The 3,696-nt window shown below is 70.7% G+C and carries 2 protein-coding genes; one reads left to right on the top strand and one right to left on the bottom strand.

The annotated features are described in order from the left end of the window. Positions 1-2,071, bottom strand: a 2,071-nt coding sequence (locus NE2_RS34330; RefSeq protein WP_063032903.1) for an N-acetylmuramoyl-L-alanine amidase, incomplete at its 3' end; no start/stop codon positions are given. 219 nt (positions 2,072-2,290) lie between these two features. On the opposite strand from NE2_RS34330, the gene NE2_RS34325 reads away from it, so the two are divergent. Next, a partial coding sequence (locus NE2_RS34325; protein ID WP_063032901.1) for a SpoIID/LytB domain-containing protein occupies positions 2,291-3,696 on the top strand: 1,406 nt, incomplete at its 3' end.

Raw genomic sequence — 3,696 nt, 5'->3', positions numbered from 1 at the left:
CGGGTGCCGGCTGGGGTGCGGCCGATGGTTGCGGATGGGAAGGCGCGGGCGCGTCCGGAGCCGTCTGCGGGGCCGGGGCGTCCGCGACGGGCAGTGCCTGCGGAATCGGCTCGCCCGCCGGGCCGGGTTGTGCCCCACCGTGTTTCAGCAGGGTGGTGACGACCCCGGTGGCGGTGTCGAGGATCAGTGAGCCGAGCCGGAAATCGGCCCGCTGACCGCCGGGAACCGGATACGGATTGCGCAAAGGCGTTCCGAGCGCCCCGGATTCGGCGCCGAGCTGGACGAAGCGGTCGAGGATCCGGCCCGCCAGCTCGACGATCGAGCCGTCGGGCGCGGCGTAGACGTAGCCGTTGACGAACTTGGCGTACTGGCCGCCGTCGCCGGTCGGTGTCGGTTCGGAGGAGGCGGCGCCGAGGTGTCCGTTCGGACCGCCCTGCCCGGCCCAGTATGTGGCGATCGCGTTCGCGAGAGCCGCCAGATCCGCGTGCGCGCGTTCGTCTTTCGGAGCCGCGGGCGCGGTGCCGGCGGCGACGCCCGCGGCGATCTCGCGGATGCGGTCCATGCGCGCATAGGCGGCATCACCGGGGCAGGTGGTATTGCCGACATCGCGATGTGCGAACACGATCGGCAGGTCCACCGCCTCACCCTCGGCGTACGGGGTGTAGTCGGTGCCCTCGGAGTACATGGTGGTGTGGCCCTCGGGGTCCAGTCCCGCGATCTTGGCCCGCCAGCCGACGAACTGCCCGGTGGCCTGGAGCTGGGCGTCGCTGGGCGGTTCGGTCTCGAAATCACCCATCATCGCCACGCCCGCGGTGTTCTCGTTGAAACCCCCCGCGTGCGCGCCCTCGACCGGGCGGTCCAGACCGCCGTAGCGGCCCTCGAAGATCTGGCCGTACTTGTCGACCAGTGCGTTGTAGCCGATATCGCACCAGCCCAGCGTCTTGGCGTGATACGCGTAGATCGCGCGCACGATGCCCGCGGACTCGGCCTTGGTGTAGTCGTTGCGCCCGGCGGTGTGGTGCACGGTGATTCCGCCCAGCCCGTCGTCGTAGGTGGGTTCCTCGCAGCGCAGCGATTCGTCGGCGCCCCACTGCGCGCGGCTGATCACCTTCGGCCCGCCGCCCGGTAGCGGCGCGGCGACGGAGGCCAGGTTGTCGTCGACAGCGCCGCGCCCGGGATTGATCAGCACCGCCGAGAGCTGCGACGCGGCCTGCTGCGCCGGGTCGTCGGAGCTGCCGGCGGCCGGGGTGATCGCCTTGTGGGTGGTCAGTATCTGAACCGCCTTGGTCTCGCCGACGTAGATCGGTTCGGTGCCGGTCCGGGCGGGGGCGGCCGCGTGATCGCTGCGATCGGTATCGACCCGATCGGCCGGGAACCACGGTCCCCAGGTGCCGTCGGCCTGCTGGGCGCGGATCAGAGAGGTGGTGTCGGCCAGTTCCTTCGCGGTCAGCGCGACCATGCTGAACGGGGTGTCCCGAGTCAATTCCTTGACCTCCGCACCGACCTGATCGGCCATATCCGGTGGTATGGCACCGGGGGACAGGGCGGGGGCGGCCGGGTCGGTGCCGGGAACCTGTGCGGGGTCGAGCGGAGCGGCGATGAAGCCGGGGCCGGCGTGCGCGGGGGAGGCGGCGGGAGTCCGCGTCGGCGCGGCGGGGGCGGGAGCCTGCGGGGTGACCGGACCGGCGTATGGCGTCGGGGTCGGGGTGGTGGTCGTCGGATCACCGAATTGGGGTAGTGGGATCTCGCGGGGTAGCTGTAGGCCCGGCGGGGCGGGTAGGCCGGGCGGGACAGGAATCGACTTCGGCAGCGGGAGTTTCCGCAAGTCGGACAGGCGCAGATCGGGCAGGTTCAAGCCGGTGAGTTCGCGCAGCGGCAACACGATGTCGGGGGCGGACGCCAAGGCCACTTCGGCGAGTTGCGCGGGTATCGCGGCAAGGTCGCTGTCGCCCGCTGGGCGATAGCCGGGAGAGTCGCGCAGCGGCAGCGTCGCGAGCGGGGCGGCGACCGCGAGGGTCGCGACCACAGGGAGGACGACGGAACATTTCGGGCGGCGGTACGGCACGAGCATCTCCCATTCAGGTAGAACCGGTGACCGTCAGCGTGGAACAGGGTGGCGCGCGGGGTTGATTCCTGACGGATCGATGGTCACACTAGTCCCAAATGCCACAGATCTAAACCTTTGGTTGAGGATTAGGTCTAGGATAGCTCGAATGTAACTTTCCAGTAGCCACCCGAGTGCGCGCCGCGACGTCCGATGGGCGCTGTCCGCACACCACAGGAGGGTTCGATGACCCGGACCGAAGCCGCCCGCACCGCCGCCGCGCCGCCGCCGGAACACTCGAACAGCGCACCCGCGGACGGGGTCGTGGGCGGATTCCGGAGCCGACTGCGGCGTCGGCACGGTGAACTGCTGCGTCGTCGGCGAATTCGGCGCGGCGCGCTGATCGGATTGGTGGTCCCGGTGACCGGCGGGATCGTCGTCGCCTTCGCGGTGCCGATGTTCGGTTCGGGCACTCGCAACGCTGCCTATCAGGCGGTCGCGGGCCCCGGGCACGGGCGCGGGATGAGTCAGGTGGGCGCGTTCGACCAGGCCACGGCGGGCGCGACGGCCGACGGCATTCTGGCGCACTACTACCCGGGCGCCCAACTCGGAACGATCGCGCCGACCACGGTCCGGGTGCGGCTCACCGTCTACGACAAGGAAACGCTCGACGTGTACTCCGATTCCGGGCTGACCGTCGCCGGTCGGCGGGTTGTGGCGGGACAGGCCGCGCACCTGACCCCGACGCCGGACGGCGGCGCGAACGTCGTGGTGACCATCGGTTGTGACGGTGATGTGCTGTGGCGGGGCTCTACCGACGACCCCTGGGCCTACCCCGCCGACCCGGGTCCCGATCGGCCCGCGGCCGAACATCTGAAGGTGTGCGACGGCTCGAGTTTCCGTGGGGTTCTCGGTGTTACGCAGGACAACGGGCAGCCGGTGACGGTGAATCAGCTCGACGTCGAGGACTACCTGCTCGGTGTGGTTCCGGCGGAGATGGAGGCCGATTGGGCCGACAAGGGCGGGGCGGAGGCGCTGCGGGCGCAGGCTGTCGCGGCCCGCTCGTACGCCTTGGCCGAACACCGCTACCCCTATGCCCAGACCTGCGACACCACCGACTGTCAGATGTATCCCGGCACCGACAAGGAAGATTCGCGCGCGGCCGACGCGGTCCACTCCACCGCGGGGCAGGTGCTGATGCGTGACGGCCACATTCTGCGCACCGAGTATTCGGCGGCGCCCGGCGGCGGGCAGCCGATCGACATCACTACTCTCGAGGTCGGGCCGACACCCGCGGAACTGGAATCGGCGCCCGGCGCTCCGGCCGCTCCCGCTCCGGCGGCACCCGAACAGGCGGTGCCCGAACAGGCGGTGCCCGAACAGGCGGTGCGCGGCAATACCGCCATCGATGCGAAGTATGCCGAAAGTGGCGGCGCGGCAGGGCCTTTGGGCGATCCGATGGGGCCGGAGTCGTTGTTGCCCGGCAAGGTCGGAACCTTCCGCCTGTACAAGGGGGGCGTCATCATCGCGACCCCGACCCTCGGTGCCCAGATCGTCGATTACGCCCGCCTGCTGCAGATCGCGCCGCAGGTCAGCCAGAGCGCGGGGGAGGGCGCCGGGGTGCAGGCCGCGGCTCCCGGCGGCAGCCGCAC

The sequence above is a fragment of the Nocardia elegans NBRC 108235 genome, assembly GCF_001612845.1.
GTDB lineage: Bacteria > Actinomycetota > Actinomycetes > Mycobacteriales > Mycobacteriaceae > Nocardia > Nocardia nova.
Note: the sequence above shows the minus strand (reverse complement) of the source record. Positions and strands in the feature narration are given on the sequence as shown.